Here is a 17,032-nt window from a genome sequence, read left to right as displayed (position 1 = left end):
AAAGCCTTGAATCATCCGAGGCTTTTCGCGACGCCCAGCAGCCGCAACCGGCTCACGCCGCCATCGGGAAAAATGTTCAGGCGTACATGGGTGATCGGACCCAGGTCCTTGATCTGTTCGTTGAACACATGCTCGGCGTGCATGCTCAGCTTCTGGCTGGGCAGCAGTTCGCGCCAGAACAGGCTCTGGGTTTCGATCTGGCTGTCGGTACCGCCCTTGACGAATGCGCCCTGGATCGAGCAGCTGTCGGGGTAGTTGCCCTTGAAGTGCAGGGTGTCGACGATCACTTGCTCGATGACGCCCGGATGGGCCAGCGCGACGATCACCCAGTCGTTGCCGGGGGTGCGGCGGCGGGCGGTTTCCCAGCCGTCGCCCATGTTCACGCCGCGGCCGGGGTTGAGCAGGTTACCCATGCTGCCGTAGTGCTCGTCGGAACAGGCAATTGCCCGCGCGCCGTTGAGGGCCGAGGCCAGGTCCAGGGTCTGTTCGACGTCGACGGCCGACCAGTCACGGTAGGGAATGCCGTGCACCCGCAGGCGGGCAACACCGCCATCGGGGTAGATGTTCAGGCGCAGGTGGCTGAACGGCTGGCTGGCGTCTATGGCGTGGTAATGGTGACTGTTGCCCTGCAGGTCGACCGAGGGCAGCACTTCGAGCCAGTCGGTACTGTCGTCCGGATCACCGTCGGCCAGAAAGCAGGCTTGCAGCGAGGCCGAGGGCGGGTAGTTGCCGGTGAACCAGGAGGTGTCGATGTCGACGCCTTTGATCACCCCCGCCACGCCCAGGCGGATGACTGCACTGTCGTAGCCCTCGAAGCGTTTGCGCCGCGATTCCCAGCCGTCCATCCACTTGCCGTTGTCGTCGAACACGCCTTCTTTCCACACGGCTGCGTGGGGCTGGAACAGGCGGTTGGCGTCGGCAAACCAGTCATCGGTCACCGACAGGATACGCGTGCCCAGACGGGCATCGGCCAGGTTGACGTATTTCTCGAACGGGGCAGCGTGGACTTTCATTCGGCAGGACCTTGTGCAAAGGGGCGTGGACGGAACGCAATACCTTATGCAATTTGTTTGCCTGCCTTGAGGTTTCAATAAGAAAGCCCCGGTTTACGGGGCTTGAAGGGATGCTTGGTTTGTTTGTGTGGTCTGACCAGTCATACCTTGGTGCGCTGTAGCAGGTCTGTCCTGAAAAGCAGGCACCAGCACGGTGCATGCTGTTTGGTAGGCGCTGCTTTAGCAGCGAATGGCGGTGCGAGGTTCCCGGCTGAAGCCGGTCCTACCGGGTAAATGCCTGGCTGAACGAGGTGTCGATGATGGTGCGGGTGTCAAACGGCTTGGGCAATGCGCCGGTCTGTTGCAGAAAATCTGCGGTGCCCTGGTAGTCCTTGGCTGCCTGTTCGTCCACCGGGCCTACGGTCATGTTGGCCTGACCGATCCAGTGGCGTGAAACGGCCGGATCAAGGTTGGCTTTTTTCGCCCACTGGTCGGCGTAGGTGTCCTTGTTGGCCTCCACCCAGGCGCGGGCCTTTTGCAGGCGGCCCAGAAAGTCGGCAATGGCTTCACGCTTGGGGTCGATGGCATTGGCGTTGGCGGCGATGCTCGACAGTCCTGGCATCAGGTCGCGGGCGGTGATGATCGGCTTGGCGCCGGAGAACACCACCTGTTGGGAGATATAGGGTTCCCACACCGGGAAGGCGTCGATGCTGCCACGCGGGAAGGCGGCGGCGGCGTCGATCGGCATCAGTTTGACGAACTCGACGTAGTCATGCGGCAGGCCGGCCTTGTCCAGGGCGCGCAGGGTCAGTTGCTGGCTCCAGGCGCCGGGCCAGTACGCGACCTTCTTGCCCTTGAGGTCCTGAATGGTCTTGACCGGCGAATCCTTGGGCACCAGCAGGGCGATGGTGTCCGGGTTTTGCCGCGAGACACCGATCAATTTGACCTGCGCGCCCTTGGCGGCCAGGAAGATAAAGCCCGAGTCGCCGAGAAAGCCCAGGTCCAGCGCGCCGACTTCCAGCCCTTCGGCCACCGGCGCGGCCGACTGGAAGTGCTTCCAGTCCACGGTATAAGGTGCATCCTTGAGCACGCCGGAGGCTTCCATCGAGGCGCGCACGTTGTAGTAGTTCTGGTCGCCGACGCGCAGTACGGTCGGCTCTGCGGCCTGTGCGCTGAGCACCGGCGCGGCGATGGCCAGCGCCACCAGGCTGCGGCGCAACAGTTGAATCAGGTTCATGGGACTTCTCCAGGTCAGCCGGCCTTGCGCGGTTGCAGGTGGGCGATGTGTTCACGGATCGCCGGGATCAGGCCCCGGCCATAGAGTTCGGCGTCGGCCAGCGGGTCGAAGCCGCGAATCAGAAAGGTGCTGGCGCCATGCGCCCAATAGCGTCCCAAGGCAGCGGCGACCTGTTCGGGCGTGCCGACCAGGGCCGTGGAATTCCATTGCGCGCCGGTCAGCCGTGCCACGCCGGTCCATAGCCGTTCGTCCAGCACCTCGCCGCGCTGGGCGGCGGCCAGTAGCCGTTGTGAGCCGGCATTGCCTGGCGCATGGCCATGCAGTGGCAGGCCTAAGCGCTCGCGGTTGTCGCGGATGCGTTCGAGGATTTCGGCGGCGCGCTTCCAGGCCGCTTCCTCGGTATCGGCCACGATGGGCCGGAACGACACCGAGATCCGTGGGCTGCGGCCTTGCGGCTGGGCGATGCGCCGCAGGTGCTGCACATGTTCGGCAAAGTCGGCCAGTGGCTCGCCCCAGAGCATGTAGGTGTCGGCATGGCGCGCTGCAACCTCCAGCGCCGCTGGCGACGAGCCGCTGAAATAGATAGGGATGTGCGGTTTCTGCCGGGGACGTACATTAGGCAGCGCGCCCTTGAAACGGTAAAAGCGACCTTCATGGTCGACCGGCCCGGCAGCGGTCCAGATCGCCTTGAGGGCCTGCAAGTATTCCTCGGTGCGCGCATAGCGCTGGTCATGATCCAGCCAGTCGCCGTCGCGCTGCTGGTCGGTGTCGCTGCCGCCGCTGATGACATTGAGCGACAGGCGGCCGTTGCTGAACTGGTCCAGTGTGGCCAGTTGCCGGGCGGCCAGCGGCGGGGCGATCACGCCGGGCCGGTAGGCCAGCAGAATACCCAAGCGCTCGGTGGCAGCGGCGATGAATGAACTGACCACGGCGCCTTCGGCACCATTGGAAAAATAACCCACCAGCGCCTTGTCGAAGCCGGCCTGCTCGTGGGCCTGGGCAAAGCGCCGGACAAAGTCGGCATCCACGGCGTCGCCCAGTGGCTGGTCCACCTCGGCACTGGGGGTGGCGGTGATCATGCCGATGATTTCGACGCTCATGTGACGCTCCTTCGATCGCGGCCAGTCGTGTGTACGGTAGGGTTTTGCTTATAAGCAAGGCGCAGTGGCCTCACCAATGCTTATAAGATTATTGGCAATACGAGGCGAAGGGAAATTCGTTTTGGGTATAAGCTAATATTTTAAAAATGCATTAAGTGGTTATGTTTTTTTGTCTTAAATGCATTTTGTGGTGGGCGATGCAGTGTCGAAACTTCATCGCCGGCAAGCCGCCGCCCACAAAAACGGTGCTAAAGGCAGCTGTCGCAAGGCACATCAGGTACGTGCGTGCACGCACTGGCCGGCCGACCAGGTCTGGCGCACCACGCGGTCGTCGCCCAGGGTCATGAGCACGAACAGCGTTTCTTCGATCGAACGGGCCTGCGCCAGCCGGTATTTGAGCAACGGCGTGGCGTGGTAATCGAGTACTACAAAGTCGGCCTCAAGCCCCACGCGCAGGCTGCCGATCCGGTCGTCCAGGCGCAGGGCGCGGGCGCCGCCCAGGGTCGCCAGGTACAGTGCCTTGAACGGGTGCAGTTGTGCGCCCTGCAACTGCATCACCTTGTAGGCTTCATTGAGTGTCTGCAGGATCGAAAAGCTGGTGCCGGCGCCGACATCGGTGCCAAGACCCACATTGACCTTGTGCCGTTCGGCCATCGGCAGGTTGAACAGCCCGCTGCCCAGAAACAGGTTGGAGGTGGGGCAAAAGGCAATCGCCGAGCCGGTCTGGGCCAGGCGTGCGCATTCGGCCTCGCACAGGTGTACGCCATGAGCCAGCAGCGAGCGCTCGCCCAGCAGACGGTAATGGTCGTAGACGTCCAGGTAACCGCTGCGCTCGGGAAACAGCGCCTTGACCCAGGCCACTTCCTGCGGGCTTTCACTGATGTGCGTCTGCAAGTACAGGCCCGGGTATTCGCCCAGCAAGCGGCCGGCCATGGCCAGTTGCTCAGGCGTGCTGGTGGGCGCAAAGCGCGGGGTGACGGCATAGTTCAGGCGGCCCTTGCCATGCCAGCGTTCGATCAACGCCTTGCTGTCGGCATAGCCCGATTCAGGCGTGTCGGTCAGGTCGTCCGGGGCATTGCGGTCCATCATCACCTTGCCGGCGATCATGCGCAGGTTACGCCGTTCGGCGGCCTCGAAAAAAGCATCTACCGACGCCTTGTGCACGCTGCCAAAGACCATGGCGGTGGTGGTGCCGTTGCGCAGCAGTTCCTGGATGAACCGCTCGGCCGCGTCAGCGGCATGCGCCGGGTCGGCAAACTGCCGCTCGCACGGAAAGGTGTAGGTGTTGAGCCAGTCGAGCAGTTGCTCGCCCCAGGCGCCGATCATCCCGGCCTGGGGCAGATGGATATGGGTGTCGATGAAGCCTGGGGTGATCAGCGCATTGGCGTGCTCGATCACGGGCACCTGCGGATCAAGGCCCGGCAACAGCTCGACAGCCTGACCCACGGCGGTGATATGACCCTCTTCAACCAGCAGCAGGCCGTCTTCGATATAGACGTGGCTGGCCTGCACGCCGCACTCGGCAGGGTCGGCAACGCTGTAGAGCAGGGCGGCGCGGTGGGCGGTGCGGCGGGGCGAAGCGCAGGTCATATCGGTCTCGGTGAGCAGGCTCAAGGCAAGGGTCGCAGCTGTGATGCGGGCCGGCGGATGAAGTTCCGCTGTGCAGCAGGGTCAGTTGCAGAGCCTGCGAAAGCTGCCGGGGGTCATGCCGACCACTTTCTTGAATGCCCGGCTCATGTGGCTCTGGTCGAAGAAACCGCAGGCGAATGACGCTTCGGCCAGGCCGGCACCGCGGCGCAGCAGCTTCTGGGTATGCGCAATGCGTTTCTGGATCTGGTAGCTGTGCGGCGTCACCCCCACGCATTTCTTGAACACGCGGATCAGGTACAAGGCATCGAGGTTGACCATCTGCGCCAGTTCTTCCAGCGACACCGCTTTGTCAAAGTCATCTTCCAGCTTCTGCCTGATCTGTCTGACCGCATGCGGCTCGCGGGTATCGAGGGTCACGACCGGCGCGCCGCTGCGTTCGAACAGTTGGGCAATCAGGTCCAGCAGCAGGGTTTCCCGCTCCAGGCCGGAGGGGCTGCGTTCGATGAGCCGGTGCCGATGCAGAAACAGCCTGGAAACGTCAGGCGTCTGGTTGATCGCGGTCTGGAACAGATGAATGTGATCTTCGCCCAAACGTCCTTGAAACACCGTACGGCTGACCCATTGCGGGTCGAGATAGAGCATGCGATAGGCCCAGCCTTCTTCGCTGCCCGGCAGGCCGTCATGAATTTCGCCAGGGCTGATGGTGACCACGCTGCCGGCCCCGCCGAGTGCGTAGCGACCACGATAGAACAGCTTTTCGGCCCCGCCGCTGATCACCCCGACGGCATAGCGATCATGCGAGTGCCGCCCGAAGGACTGGGTGCTGTAATGCGCCGATAACAGCTCGCAGTCGCCCTCCGGAATGCGCCAGAAATTGACGAAGTCCTTGCCCTTTCCAGGGGGTTCGATGTGTGGCGGCTCTTCCATGAAATGTCCAGTTTTGTGCAATACCGAGGTGCGCAAGGCTTATAGAGTGACTGGCCATTTCATATCACACGCGGTGCGGAGCGTTCAATGTCTACAAAACTGGTTATCGGGGATTTCAACAAGTCTTCATGGTCGTTTCGCGCCTGGCTGGCGCTGGTGACCGCCGATGTGGCCTTCGATACCGTTCAGGTCCGGCTGGAACAGCGCGACACCCGCCAGAACATCCTGGCCTATTCACCCTCCGGCAAAGTGCCGGCCCTGGTGCTTGATGGCATCGTCATCAATGACAGCCTGGCGATCTGCGAATACATCGCCAGCGCCTACCCGGACGCCAACCTGTGGCCCGAAGACGCGCAGCTCAAGGCACTGGCGCGTGCCGCGGCAGCGGAAATGCATTCGGGTTTCACCCACCTGCGCACGCAACTGTCGTTTGGCCTGCAAACCGGCGAGACCCCGGAACCCTTGACGCCGGACACGCAAGAAGACATCCGGCGGATCTTCGCGATCTGGACCCAACTGCGTGAGCGCAGCGGTTCGCACGCGTTCCTGTGCGGCGCCTTCGGCATTGTCGATGCGATGTTTGCGCCGGTGGTGTTCCGTTTTCGTCGCTACGGCATCGAGGTGCCGGCATCGCTGCAAGGGTACGTCGATCAGGTGCTGGCCTGTGCACCGGTGCAGCAGTGGTTAAAGCTGGCCGCGCAGGAAGGCTGAAGCGTCTCCCCCCGATGGGCTCGATGGCGGACACCCTGCGCGGTGCTCCGCTGTGTCGAGCCAGCAGACTGACTGTAATAAAGGAAAGCAAGGATGAGTGTTCATACCGTCAATGCCAGGGATGCCGGGCGTCATGGTCAGGTGTTCGATGTGATCGGCATCGGTTTCGGCCCGGCCAACATTGCCCTGGCCATTGCATTGCAAGAGCTGCAATTCAGCGGCACCCGGCTGTTTCTCGAGCGCCATGCCGGCCCCCGCTGGCAACCGGAAATGTTGCTGGCGGGCAGCGATATCCAGAACCATCCCAGCCGCGACCTGGTCACGCCACGCAACCCGCGCAGCCGCTACACCTTCACCAATTTCCTGTTCGAAAACGATCGGTTGTTCGAACACCTGAACCTTGGCCTGGAGTTTCCGCTGCGCAGCGAATTTGCCGAGTACGTGCGCTGGGTGGCCGGGTTCTTTGCCCACGAGGTGGCCTACAACCAGGCGGTGACCTCGATCCAGACCGATTCCGCCAGCCAGTTGTATTGCGTGACCACCCAGGCCGGCGACCGATTCTATGCCCGTTCGCTGGTGCTGGCGCCCGGCCGTACCCCGGTGATCCCCAAGGCCTTTGCCGGCTGTGCCGAGGATCGGGTGTTTCACCTGACCCAGTATCTGGGGCGCCTGGAGCAACTGTCCCGGCAGGGCGAGCTCAAGCGCGTGGCGGTGGTGGGCGGCAGCCAGAGCGCCATCGAGATCATCCTGCACCTGCGTCATACCTGGCCGCAGCTGGAGATCATCAACGTGCAGCGCGGCTATGGCTTTCGTCTCAAGGACACCAGCCCGTTCAGCGAGCATGTGTATTTCCCGGCCTTTGTCGACCAGTACTACTACAGCTCGGCCGAGGCCAAGCGTCACATCAATCGGCACTTGCACTACACCAACTATTCGGCCGCCGATGCCGATGTGATCGGCGAGTTGTACGTGGGCATGTACGAAGACCGTCTCAAGGGCAAGGAGCGGGTCACCATCAAGGGCCTGCATGAAATCCAGAGCTGCACGCCCGACACACACGGCTACACGCTGAATGTGCTCGACACACGCGACCAGACCTGCGAAGCGCTCGACAATCTGGACGCGATTGTCCTGGCCACCGGCTTTCGCAACCTGGGCACCGGCGAGCAGGACGAGCGTTTTCCGGCCGTGCTCAAGGACCTGGCCGAGTGCCTGGCTTGCGATGCGGATGGGGTCATCCGTATCGGGCGCGACTACAGCCTGTCGGCCCGCGAAGGCTGCAGCCTGCCGGCGCTTTACCTCAACGGCTTGTGCGAATCCTCCCACGGTTATGGCGATGCCGGCTCTTTCAGCCTGCTGTCGTTGCGCGCCCGGGATATTTTCACCTCGCTCAATGCTCGCCTTGGGCTTGAGCCGGCGGCGCAGAAAAGCGCCTGATATGACATGCAAGGCCAAGCGTACATCGACTTTTTAAGTTGCTCAGGTTCGGTGAACGACGGCCATGACCCGGAACCGGTGAAGGCGGCGCTTATCGATTACCTGCAAGACAACGGCAGGCGCCAGGCAATGATCTCGACACGCTGCGTACGACCCGGGAGGTCGCTGATGTCAACTAACAACAATCGGGCAATCATCGAACTGACCCTTGGCGGGCTGATGCTCAGCCTGTCGGCGCTGGCCGTGGCCTTTGCCAATATCGGCGCCGGCGGGGCAGGGTTCTATCGCATGCTGTTTGCATCGATCCTGTTCTACCTGTTGCTCAAGGTGCGCAAGACTCCGGTGCTGCTCAGCAGCCTGCGGGCCCAGATGTACACGGCGCTGGCCGGTGTATTCCTGGCCGTCGACCTGGTGCTCTGGCACCAGAGCATCTATATCGTGGGGCCCGGCATCGGTTCGATCCTGACCAACTGCCAGGTGTTTTTCATGACCTTGCTGGGGCTTTTCCTGTTGAAGGAAAAGCCGTCGATCTACTTTGTGATTTCCATCTGCCTGGCGTTCGTGGGGCTGTATCTGCTGCTGATGCCGGAAATGCGCAGTGCGCTGGGCATCAAGGGCGTGGTGTATGGCGTGTTGTCGGGGCTGGCCTACGCGATCTGTGTGTACTTCCTCAAGGTCAACACCCAGTTGCCGGACGGTGGCGGCGACAAGATTGCGCAGATGCTCAACCTGAGCCTGTGGGCAGCCCTGGTGTTGCTGGTGTATGCGTTGCTGAATAACGAAAGCCTGGCAATCGTCGACACACAGACCTTGTGGATGCTGATCATCTACGGGGTCCTGGTGCAGTTTGTCGGCTGGTTGCTGGTCAACCGCTCGATCGGCGCACTGAGCCTGGGTCTGGCCGGCCTGATCCTGCTGCTGGAGCCGGTGATCACCTATTTCATTGATATCACGTTGTTGGGCAAGGCCAGTTCGGCCGTGCAGATCGGTGGGGCGCTGTTGACCATCGTGGCGGTGTACATAGGCTCGATCAAGCCGCCGGAAAAGGCCCCGGCCCCTGATGCCGCCACCCCCGAGACCGTCTAGACCGGCAACACCTTGCAACCCTGTACCGACGGACGCTGTGCGCAGGCCCCCGAAGGCCTGCGCACAGGCGTTTGCGGCGCTGCAACAGTTGGTCACTAACCTCGCAAGAGTTTGCGCCAATGCTTCTACGCTTGAGATACACTGCGCCGCTTGTATCGAGTCTGTAGTTGCGAAGGAATCAAACGATGTTCAAGGCTCCCGACAGCCTGGCCGAGCAAATCGCCCAACATTTGGCCGAACGGATCATCCGTGGCGAACTCAAGCCTGGTGAGCGCATCCAGGAGCAGAAGGTCACGCAGTCATTGAACGTCAGCCGCGGCTCGGTGCGCGAAGCCCTGCTGATCCTGCAGCGCCGCCACCTGGTGGTGATCCTGCCGCGTCGCGGAGCCCAGGTGACCGCGCTCAATGCCCATCACGTCACCAGCCTGTGCACGCTGATGAGCGAGCTTTACATCCTGCTGGCGCTGGAGGTGGCCGAGCGCTGGCAGCAGCAGAGCGACCTGCAAGCCTTCGTGAGCATCCAGCAGCGCCTGCAGGCCAGCCATGACCGCCAGGACGTGCAGGCCTTCGTCGAAGACAGCTTCAGCGTGATGCGTGCGGCGTTTCCGTTCGCCGATAACCCGTACCTGCAAGAAACCATCGAGAACCTGCAACCGTCCATGAGCCGCAACTATTACCTGGCGCTGGAGCAGCGCAAGGCCGAGATGGGCGACTTTCTCGAGCTGTTCGCGCAACTGCTGCATGCCGTGATCGACCGCGACCAGGTGCGCATCCGCAGCGTGCTCAAGGCTTATGGCCAGCGCAACTGCCAACTGGTGCTGGCCGCCCTGGCGGCGGACTGACGGCATGCGCCTCAAATGCATCAAGCTCGCCGGGTTCAAGTCCTTCGTCGACCCGACCACGGTGAATTTTCCCAGCAACATGGCGGCCGTGGTCGGTCCCAATGGTTGCGGCAAATCCAACATCATCGATGCGGTGCGCTGGGTCATGGGCGAAAGCTCGGCCAAGAACCTGCGCGGCGAGTCGATGACCGACGTCATCTTCAACGGCTCCACCAGTCGCAAGCCGGTCAGCCAGGCGAGCATCGAGCTGGTGTTCGACAACAGCGATGGCACGCTGGTGGGCGAGTATGCTGCCTACGCCGAAATCTCCATTCGCCGCAAGGTGACGCGCGACAGCCAGAACACCTATTTCCTCAACGGCACCAAGTGCCGGCGCAAGGACATTACCGATATTTTCCTCGGCACCGGCCTTGGCCCGCGCAGCTACTCGATCATCGAGCAGGGCATGATCTCCAAGCTGATCGAGGCCAAGCCCGAAGAGCTGCGCAATTTTATCGAGGAAGCCGCCGGCATCTCCAAATACAAGGAGCGCCGCCGCGAAACCGAGAACCGCATTCGCCGCACCCAGGACAACCTGGCGCGTCTGAGCGACCTGCGCGAAGAACTCGAACGCCAGCTTGAGCGCCTGCATCGCCAGGCCCAGGCCGCCGAGAAATACCAGCAGTACAAGACCGAAGAGCGTCAGCTCAAGGCGCAGCTGTCGGCTCTGCGATGGCAGGCCCTGAACGAGCAGGTGCGCCAGCGCGAGGCGGTGATCGGCGATCAGGAAGTTGGCTTCGAGGCCCTTGTGGCCGAGCAGCGCAATGCCGATGCCGGCATCGAGCGCCTGCGCGATGGTCATCACGACCTGTCGGAACGCTTCAACCTGGTTCAGGCACGGTTCTACTCGGTGGGCGGCGACATTGCCCGCATCGAGCAGAGCATCCAGCATGGCCAGCAACGCCTGCGCCAGTTGCAGGACGACCTGCGCGAAGCCGAACAGGCACGCCAGGAGACCGAGTCGCACCTGGGCCATGACAGCACCTTGCTGGCGACCCTGAACGAAGAGCTGGAAATGCTCGAGCCCGAGCAGGAAATGACCGCCGCTGCCGCCGAAGAGTCGGCCATCGCCCTGGAAGACGCCGAGAGCGCCATGCACGGCTGGCAGGAGCAGTGGGACCGTTTCAATCAGCAATCGGCCGAACCACAGCGCCAGGCCCAGGTGCAGCAGTCGCGCATCCAGCAGCTTGAGCAGACTTTGGAACGGTTGGCCGAGCGTCAGCGAAGGCTCGGTGAAGAGTTGCAGGTGTTGGCCGCAGACCCCGAAGATGCCGCGATCCAGGGGCAGGAAGAAGAACTGGCGATCCGCGAGTTGACCCTCGAAGACCTGCAACTGGGCGAAGAGCAGGCTGTCGAGCGGCTTGAGCAATTGCGCGCCACCTTGCAGCACGCCACCGAGGATCAACAGCAGGCCCAGGGTGAACTGCAACGCTTGCAAGGACGTCTGGCCTCGCTGGAAGCCTTGCAGCAGGCGGCGCTGGACCCGGGCACCGGCACCGCCGAATGGCTGCGTGAGCAGCAGTTGAGCGAGTGCCCGCGGCTGGCCGAGGGCCTGAGCGTCGAGGCCGGCTGGGAGCTGGCGGTCGAGACCGTGCTGGGGGCCGATCTGCAGGCGGTGCTGGTCGATGACCTGGCCGGGCTGGACCTGGCCGGCTTCAGTCAGGGCGATCTGCGCCTGGTAAGCCCGGCACGCGCTGCGGCGAAGGGTTCGCACCCGGCCGGCAGCCTGCTGGACAAGGTCGACAGCGCGCTGGACCTGTCAGGCTGGCTGGGGCCGATACTGGTCGTGCCCGACCTCGATGAGGCCCTGCGCCTGCGCCGTACATTGCAGGCCGGGCAAAGCCTGATCAGCCGTGACGGTTATTGGGTGGGGCGTGATTTCCTGCGGGTGCGCCGTGCCGACGAGACCCAGAGCGGCGTGTTGGCACGTGGCCAGGAAATCCAGCGGCTGGTGGTGGAGCGTGACGCCCGTGAAGCGACCCTGGCTGATCTGCAAGAGCGTTTGCAGACCCTGCGTGAACAGCAGGCGCAGCAGGAAGAACACCGCGAAACACTGCGTCGGCAGTTGCAGGATGAACACCGTCAGCAAGGTGAGCTCAAGGCGCGCCTGTCGGCGGCCAAGGCCCGTGCCGAGCAGTTGACCCTGCGCCGTGTACGGCTGGAGCAGGAGCTGGCCGAACTGGCCGGGCAGCGCACGCTGGAGCATGAAAACCTGGGCGAGTCGCGCTTGCAGTTGCAGGAAGCGCTGGACGCCATGGCCCTGGACACCGAACAGCGCGAGGTGCTGCAAGGCCTGCGCGACAGCCTGCGCGAGCGGCTTGATCGGGTACGTCAGGAAGCACGCCAGCACAAGGATCGCAGCCATCAGTTGGCCGTGCGCCTGGGCTCGCTCAAGGCCCAGTACGACTCGACACATCAGGCGCTTGCGCGCTTGCGCATGCAGTCCGAACGCCTCGATGAGCGCCGCGAGCAACTGAGCCTGAACCTGGAGGAGGGCGCCGCGCCGCTTGAAGAGCTGCGCCTGAAGCTTGAAGAATTGCTGGAACGGCGCATGGCAGTCGATGAAGAAATGCGCGTGGCCAAGAATGCGCTCGAAGACGCCGACCGTGAATTGCGCGAGGTCGAAAAGCGCCGCACCCAGGCCGAGCAGCAGTCACAGATGCTGCGCGGGCAACTGGAGCAGCAACGCCTGGACTGGCAAACGCTGAGCGTACGACGCAAGGCCCTTGAAGAGCAGTTGCACGAGGACGGCTATGACCTGGGCGGGGTCATTGCCACCCTGGCGCCCGAGGCCAGCGAACGCGAGGCCGAGCAGGAACTGGAAAATATCGGCGCGCGTATCCAGCGCCTCGGCGCGATCAACCTGGCGGCCATCGACGAGTACCAGCAGCAATCGGAGCGCAAGCGTTATCTGGATGCCCAGGATGCCGATCTGGTCGAAGCCCTGGACACGCTGGAAAACGTCATCCGCAAGATCGACAAGGAAACCCGCAACCGCTTCAAGGACACCTTCGATCAGATAAACAGTGGAATCCAGGCCCTTTTTCCAAAAGTTTTCGGGGGTGGCTCTGCTTATTTGGAACTGACGGGCGAAGATTTACTCGATACAGGGGTGACAATCATGGCGCGTCCCCCGGGCAAGAAGAACAGCACCATCCATTTGTTGTCCGGCGGCGAGAAAGCCCTGACGGCATTGGCCCTGGTCTTTGCGATCTTCAAGCTCAACCCGGCGCCGTTCTGCATGCTCGATGAAGTCGATGCACCGCTGGATGACGCCAACGTGGGGCGCTATGCGCGTCTGGTAAAGGAGATGTCTGCCACGGTGCAGTTCATCTATATCACGCACAACAAGATCGCCATGGAAATGGCCGATCAACTGATGGGTGTGACCATGCACGAACCGGGGTGTTCGCGGCTGGTGGCGGTCGATGTGGAAGAAGCCCTGGCAATGGTCGAGGCCTGACGGGGGTTTGCAATGCAGGAACGCCGAGGGTTTTTTGACGTCAGGTGTGCGTTACTTACCGATTCTTGACTCACAGGTGGAATAGACGGTGTTAAGTTGCTTGAGGTCGTGCTAGTTTAATCACCACTTTTTTTATCGTCATCGTGGGCAAAACGCCAGTTAGAACATAGACTTGGCTCCGCGTATTAAAGGGGTTTAGGCCCTTGTTTACAGAATCTCTCATTAGAGGCACGGGATTACATGGAAATCGGTCTGCGCGAGTGGCTGATCGTCATCGGCATCATTGTCATCGCCGGTATTCTCTTTGACGGCTGGCGCCGCATGCGCGGCGGCAAGGGAAAATTGAAATTCAGGCTCGACCGCAGCGTCTCCAATACCGCGGATGAGGACGATACGCCATCGTCCGCCGATCTGCTGGGGCCTCCCCGCGTGCTGGACACCCATAAAGAGCCGCAGCTTGACGAACACGACCTGCCTTCGGTCAGTGGCGAGGCGCGTGAGCCGCGACGTCGCTACAACGACACCCGAAAGCGCAAGGACGAACCGGCGTCGGGCAATCTTGACCTGGCGGATGACGGCCCGAGCCTGTTCTCGGCCCGTGACGACGAGGTTGTCGAGGACAAGCCTGCGGTGCGTGCCGCAGCCACTGAAGACAAGGACCAGGTGCCTCTGGAAGAAGTCCTGGTCATCAGTGTCATCTCCCGTGACGAAGGCGGCTTCAGGGGGCCGGCATTGCTGCAGAACATCCTTGAAAGCGGCCTGCGTTTCGGTGAAATGGACATCTTCCACCGTCACGAAAGCATGGCCGGCAACGGCGAGATCTGGTTTTCGATGGCCAATGCGGTCAAGCCCGGTGTGTTCGATCTGGACGATATCGACCATTTCAGCACCCGTGCGGTGAGCTTTTTCCTTGGCTTGCCAGGTCCGCGCCATCCCAAGCAGGCATTCGATGTCATGGTCGCGGCCGCGCGCAAGCTGGCGCATGAACTCGATGGCGAGCTCAAGGATGACCAGCGCAGTGTATTGACGGCGCAGACCATCGAACACTACCGCCAGCGTATTGTCGAATTCGAGCGTCGCGCACTGACTCAGCGTCGCTGAGTGCCTGGGCCGGGCGCGACAGGATGAACTGCGCCCGCGTCCACTCATCTTCTTCTACTGATCGAGCAGCCCCGGCTGCTCTTTTGCTTTTTGAGAGACCCCGACCATGAAGGCCGCCGAAACCCGAATCCTGGAACTGCGCACGGAACTGGATCAGCACAATTACCGTTATCACGTGCTCGACGAGCCCAGCATTCCGGATGTCGAGTACGACCGCCTGTTTCATGAGCTCAAGGCGCTGGAAGCCGAGAACCCGCACCTGGTAACCCCTGACTCGCCGACCCAGCGGGTCGGCAGCGCGGCCCTGACAGCGTTTACCCAGGTGCGCCACGAAGTGCCGATGCTCAGCCTGGGCAACGCCTTCGAGGACGATGACTTGCGCGACTTCGATCGCCGCGTGGGCGAGGGGCTGGACCTGCCGGCGGGTGACCTGTTCGGCGCCGGTGCCAGGGTGCAGTACAGCTGCGAGCCCAAGCTCGACGGCCTGGCCGTGAGCCTGCTGTACCGTGACGGTGCGCTGGTACGGGGCGCGACCCGTGGCGACGGCACCACCGGTGAAGACATCAGCGTCAATGTGCGCACCATCCGCAATGTGCCGCTCAAGCTGCATGGCAGCGGCTGGCCGCCGCTGCTGGAAGTGCGCGGCGAAGTGTTCATGTCCAAGGCCGGCTTTGAAAAACTCAATGCCAGCCAGCTTGAAGCGGGTGGCAAGGTCTTTGCCAACCCGCGCAATGCGGCGGCCGGCAGCCTGCGCCAGCTGGACTCGAAAATCACCGCCAGCCGCCCCCTGGAGTTCTGCTGCTACGGCCTGGGCCAGGTGTCGGCGGACATTGCCGACACCCACGTCGGCCTGCTCAACCAGCTCAAGGAGTGGGGCCTGCCGATCAGTCGCGAATTGCGCCTGGCCAACGGCGTCGAAGAGTGCCTGGCCTATTACCGCGACATCGGCGAGCGGCGCCTGAGCCTGGCCTACGAGATCGATGGCGTGGTGTTCAAGGTCAATACCCTGGCCTCCCAGCGCGAACTGGGCTTCCGGTCGCGCGAGCCACGCTGGGCGATTGCCCACAAGTTTCCGGCACTCGAAGAACTCACCGAACTGCTGGACGTTGAGTTTCAGGTAGGCCGCACCGGCGCGGTGACGCCGGTGGCGCGGCTCAAGCCGGTCAAGGTGGCCGGCGTGATCGTCTCCAACGCAACCTTGCACAACATGGATGAAGTGGCGCGCCTGGATGTCATGATCGGCGACACGGTGATCATTCGCCGGGCCGGTGATGTGATTCCGCAGGTCGTGCAGGTGGTGACCGAGCGCCGTCCGGCCGATGCCCGCCCGGTGCAGGTGCCGCAAACCTGCCCGGTGTGCGGCTCGCATGTCGAGCGTACGCAGTTGATCAAGCGCAGCAAGGGCAAGCAGACCCTCAGCGAGGGCGCGGTGTATCGTTGCATCGGCCGGCTGGCCTGCGGCGCGCAGCTCAAGCAGGCAATCATCCACTACGTGTCGCGCCGGGCCATGGACATCGAAGGCCTGGGCGACAAGACCATCGAACAACTGGTCGATGAAAAGCTCATCGGCTCGCCTGCCGACCTGTATGCCCTTCAGTACGAGCAGATCATCGACCTGGAAGGGTTTGCCGAGGTGTCCAGCAAAAAGCTGCTCAAGGCCATCGACGACAGCCGGCAACCTTCGCTGGAGCGCTTTATCTATGCGCTGGGCATTCCCGATGTGGGCGAGGGCACCGCCAAGGGCCTGGCCCGTGCGCTGGGTTCGCTCGAAAGGGTCAAGCAGGCCTTGCCGCAGGTGCTCACCTACCTGCCGGATGTCGGCCTGGAAGTGGCGCATGAAATCCATAACTTCTTTGAGGACGAGCACAACCGCAACGTGATCGATGCGTTGCTGGGTGAGCGTGGCCTGCAATTGCAGGAAGAGGGTGAGCTGGGCGCCGAGTTTGCCGCCAGCGCGACCCTCGACAGCCTGCTCGACAAACTGCACATCCCTTCGGTCGGGCCGGGCGGGGCACTGAAACTGGCCGAGCGCTTCGGCACACTGGACAGCGTGATCGAGGCCGACTGGCTGGACATGCGCCAGACCCTGGCAGAAAAGCAGGCAAAGTCGGTGCGCGAGTTCTTCGATGTGCCGGCCAATGCCGAGCTGGCCAGGACGCTTGAAGCCCAGCTCAAGGCCTTTGGCATGCACTGGCAGAGCGAAAAGAAGACCGTCGAAGGCCTGCCGCTGGCCGGTCAGAGCTGGGTGTTGACCGGCAGCCTGGAGCGCATGAGCCGTGACATAGCCAAGGACAAGCTCGAAAGCCTGGGCGCCAAGGTGTCCGGCTCGGTGTCCGGCAAGACCCACACCGTGGTGGCCGGCCCCGGTGCCGGCTCTAAGCTGACCAAAGCCAATGAATTGGGGGTCAAGGTGCTCGACGAGGACGCGTTCATCGAGTTCCTGGCCGGGCAGGGCATCGATTTATAAACCGCCTGGCTTGCCAGTCTCGTATCGACGGAACCCCTGT

The 17,032-nt window shown here is 62.6% G+C and carries 12 protein-coding genes; 7 read left to right on the top strand and 5 right to left on the bottom strand.

The window, feature by feature from the left end:
* Positions 1 to 11: 11 nt before the first annotated feature.
* The 5 genes from alc to ASF84_RS18460 all read right to left on the bottom strand — a co-directional run bounded on the left by alc (position 12) and on the right by ASF84_RS18460 (position 5,846).
* A complete protein-coding gene (gene alc / locus ASF84_RS18480) occupies positions 12 to 1,013 on the bottom strand; it encodes an allantoicase (protein ID WP_056840303.1) in 1,002 nt (333 codons plus the stop codon).
* A 262-nt stretch (positions 1,014 to 1,275) separates the two neighbouring features.
* Complete coding sequence (locus ASF84_RS18475; protein ID WP_056840302.1) at positions 1,276 to 2,229, bottom strand: ABC transporter substrate-binding protein; 954 nt, start codon at positions 2,227 to 2,229, stop codon at positions 1,276 to 1,278.
* A gap of 14 nt (positions 2,230 to 2,243) precedes the next feature.
* On the bottom strand, positions 2,244 to 3,308 hold the full coding sequence (locus ASF84_RS18470) for an LLM class flavin-dependent oxidoreductase (protein WP_122701617.1): 1,065 nt from the start codon (positions 3,306 to 3,308) through the stop codon (positions 2,244 to 2,246).
* Positions 3,309 to 3,602: 294 nt separating this feature from the next.
* Complete coding sequence (gene guaD, locus ASF84_RS18465) at positions 3,603 to 4,919, bottom strand: guanine deaminase (RefSeq protein ID WP_056840300.1); 1,317 nt, start codon at positions 4,917 to 4,919, stop codon at positions 3,603 to 3,605.
* An 81-nt stretch (positions 4,920 to 5,000) separates the two neighbouring features.
* Positions 5,001 to 5,846, bottom strand: a complete 846-nt coding sequence (locus ASF84_RS18460) for an AraC family transcriptional regulator (protein WP_056840299.1) — start codon at positions 5,844 to 5,846, stop codon at positions 5,001 to 5,003.
* Between the two features lie 87 nt (positions 5,847 to 5,933).
* Here ASF84_RS18460 and ASF84_RS18455 point away from each other — a divergent pair, with 87 nt between their 5' ends.
* The 7 genes from ASF84_RS18455 to ligA all read left to right on the top strand — a co-directional run bounded on the left by ASF84_RS18455 (position 5,934) and on the right by ligA (position 16,992).
* Positions 5,934 to 6,557 carry a glutathione S-transferase family protein gene (locus ASF84_RS18455; RefSeq protein WP_056840298.1) on the top strand — a complete coding sequence of 208 codons (624 nt, stop codon included), beginning with the start codon at positions 5,934 to 5,936 and terminating at the stop codon, positions 6,555 to 6,557.
* A gap of 93 nt (positions 6,558 to 6,650) precedes the next feature.
* Positions 6,651 to 7,994 (top strand): SidA/IucD/PvdA family monooxygenase, encoded by a 1,344-nt coding sequence (locus tag ASF84_RS18450; RefSeq protein ID WP_056840297.1) that lies wholly within the window; start codon positions 6,651 to 6,653, stop codon positions 7,992 to 7,994.
* A gap of 168 nt (positions 7,995 to 8,162) precedes the next feature.
* Positions 8,163 to 9,080: a DMT family transporter gene (locus ASF84_RS18445; RefSeq protein ID WP_056840798.1), complete on the top strand. Its 918-nt coding sequence runs from the start codon at positions 8,163 to 8,165 to the stop codon at positions 9,078 to 9,080.
* A gap of 185 nt (positions 9,081 to 9,265) precedes the next feature.
* Complete coding sequence (locus ASF84_RS18440) at positions 9,266 to 9,922, top strand: GntR family transcriptional regulator (protein ID WP_056840296.1); 657 nt, start codon at positions 9,266 to 9,268, stop codon at positions 9,920 to 9,922.
* Between the two features lie 4 nt (positions 9,923 to 9,926).
* Complete coding sequence (smc, locus tag ASF84_RS18435; RefSeq protein ID WP_056840295.1) at positions 9,927 to 13,424, top strand: chromosome segregation protein SMC; 3,498 nt, start codon at positions 9,927 to 9,929, stop codon at positions 13,422 to 13,424.
* A 240-nt stretch (positions 13,425 to 13,664) separates the two neighbouring features.
* Positions 13,665 to 14,525: a cell division protein ZipA gene (gene zipA / locus ASF84_RS18430; protein WP_056840294.1), complete on the top strand. Its 861-nt coding sequence runs from the start codon at positions 13,665 to 13,667 to the stop codon at positions 14,523 to 14,525.
* A gap of 106 nt (positions 14,526 to 14,631) precedes the next feature.
* Complete coding sequence (gene ligA, locus ASF84_RS18425) at positions 14,632 to 16,992, top strand: NAD-dependent DNA ligase LigA (protein WP_056840293.1); 2,361 nt, start codon at positions 14,632 to 14,634, stop codon at positions 16,990 to 16,992.
* Positions 16,993 to 17,032 lie beyond the last annotated feature (40 nt).

The sequence above is a fragment of the Pseudomonas sp. Leaf127 genome (genome assembly GCF_001423155.1).
GTDB lineage: Bacteria > Pseudomonadota > Gammaproteobacteria > Pseudomonadales > Pseudomonadaceae > Aquipseudomonas > Aquipseudomonas ovata.
The sequence above is the reverse complement of the archived record's forward strand: the minus strand, read 5'-3'. Positions and strand labels throughout refer to the sequence as shown.